Source organism: Methylobacterium sp. (assembly GCF_019750675.1).
GTDB lineage: Bacteria > Pseudomonadota > Alphaproteobacteria > Rhizobiales > Beijerinckiaceae > Methylobacterium.
On sequence record NZ_JAIEOF010000458.1, the window covers coordinates 1 to 2204 of the forward strand.

Annotated in this window: 1 protein-coding gene and 1 pseudogene; both read right to left on the reverse strand. The window is 68.9% G+C overall.

Annotated features, from left to right (window positions below):
• Window positions 1-181, reverse strand: a pseudogene (locus K2X24_RS23970) (hypothetical protein); the annotation flags it as partial.
• Between the two features lie 200 nt (window positions 182-381).
• A partial coding sequence (locus K2X24_RS23975; RefSeq protein ID WP_292501850.1) for a DUF927 domain-containing protein occupies window positions 382-2204 on the reverse strand: 1823 nt, incomplete at its 5' end.

Genomic DNA, 2204 nt, shown 5'->3' on the forward strand with positions numbered 1-2204 from the left:
CCATCAGCTCGCGGTCGAGGTTCCCGACCTGCGTGTTTGGACTATCCATCTGATCCAAGAGCAAGAGAGAGAGAGCCACCCGTTCGGCCTCGGCACGCGGCAGGCCACCCTCGTATTCGAGGATCGCCGCACGCTCCTCGTATGCGTCGGGACAGATTTCGCGCTGGGAACGTGGGAACACGGGAACAGACCGGACGGGATCGCTCGTAAGACACTGATCGGTCAGGGAAACCCCGTCCCCGGCGTGTTCCCAATCCCTGCCGGATGGCTGTTCCCAAACCCGTGTCCTGGGAACAGCCGGAAGGGGGCGCCCAACCCGGCGGCCGAGGGCCGCCAGGCTTGCGAGGGTGTCAGCACTAAGAGAGGACGAGGCGGAAGGGCTCACCGCTCCACCTCACCGTCGAGGATAGAAGCGGAGATCCGGTAGACGCGCATGAGCCGATCCCCCACGCGCACATTCGCCTTTCGCCGCCCCTCCTCGCCACGGATCAGGAACCCGGCCTCGGCTAAGGCGTCCGCAGCGGCGCGAACATCCAGCGATGCGGCGGCCTCGGCAAACCCCCCATCGGTGAAGTAGAAGTCCCCAGCGACGCCGGCCTCGTCATACGCTCGGAAGCCGGCGACTTTCTGCGTGCGCCACGATCCCGCATCGAGTCCGAGCTTTGCCGAGGGAAATCGGGAGAGCCCGTCCGCACGAAGGAAGTCGCGGATCTGCGTGACGGCACTGCGCGCCTCACTGGCGCCCGTCCCGCCGCGCTGATCCACCCAAAGCCGAAAAAGACTCCCCGCCGCCTCCGTCACGGCGCCGGGCTCGACGGGCAGGAGCCCGTAATGGGTCGCCAGCTCGCCGGCGGCGGCAACGAAGCCGAAGCGCAGGGCGACACGGTGAACCTGCCCCGAGGCACCCTCGGTGACGTGGCGCGCCACGAAGTCTGCGATCACCTTAGAGGCGCTGCGCTTGGCCTCTTCCGGCGCCCGGAGGAAGGCCCGAACGAACTCGGCTCCGGCGAGGCCGTAGCACGTCCCGGTGCGGTCGCGGATCGCGTCCGCCAGTCGGGCCGCCTCCCCGAACTCCCCGACGTGGTCGAACAGGCCGAAGCCCTGGCCGGCATCCGCCGGCAGGTCGATGAAGCGCACGGTCTGCCCAGCGCGAACGGCCTTGCCGGGGCCGCCCTCGGCGATACGCTGTCCGAGCGTGATCTCGGCCGTCGAGAGCACCATGACGCGCCAGCGCTGACGGGCGCGCAGCTCCCCGTCCGACTTGAGGCGGCTCTTGCCGCTGCCGCCGGAGAGGCTGTAGGCGGCGGCGTCGACCTCGTGCGGCGGGCACATACCGAGTTCGTCGAGGCCGAGGAAGCTGTCGTTGTGCTGCGCGCATACGCCTTCGAGGGCGTTCGAGGTCGTGCGCCAGGTCGAGGCAAACCCGATCGGCCCCCCTCCGCCCCAGACGCTACCGGCGAGGCGCAGAGCCGAGGTCTTGCCGGTCGAAGATGCGCCGACCAAGTTGAAGCAACCCGGCTCCTGCCCGAGGGGTTCGAGGAGCGGCCCGGCGAAGGCGATCGAGAGCGCAAAGAGGAGGCGTTTTTGCCCGACCGCGAGCGAAGCGACCTGAGTGCGCCACGTGTCGAGGTCGCCCGCTTCGCGGAACAGGGAGGCGCCAGGATCACCCCGGAAAAGGATTGGCTCGCCGAGGCGATCATCGGACGCGGCCGTGAACGAAGGGGCCGCATACACGGTGCCATTGGCATGCCATCCGGATTTGGCGACGAGCAAGGCGCGCGTCTCCACCTTGAGGCCCGCGAGTCCGGCGGCGAACCGCTCGCGATGACTCCGGCCCGTTCCAAGCCGCAGGCCCTTGCTCGCCAGATCGCGTCGCAACTCGGCCGCCTCTCCACTCGCGAGGTCGGCACGCGGCACCATGACGACATGCAGGCGCTCGTCGGGGTCCCTGAACGAGATCGCGGTGGCCCAGCCCGTGCCATCCTCGGTACGCACCATGGCGTGCACCTCGAAAGGCCCCGATAGGGTCAGCGGCCCACCCTCCTTCGCCTCATAGACGAGACCCCGGCTCGTCATGGTGAAGCCGTAGGGCCATTCGACGTGAGGGCGCAGGCGGGCGACCGGCGGCAGATCTGCGGCTGCGCTCGCGGTGCCCTCGCCATCCACGGCCGCTACGAACATTGTCGCGATGGCCGCACTCCGTT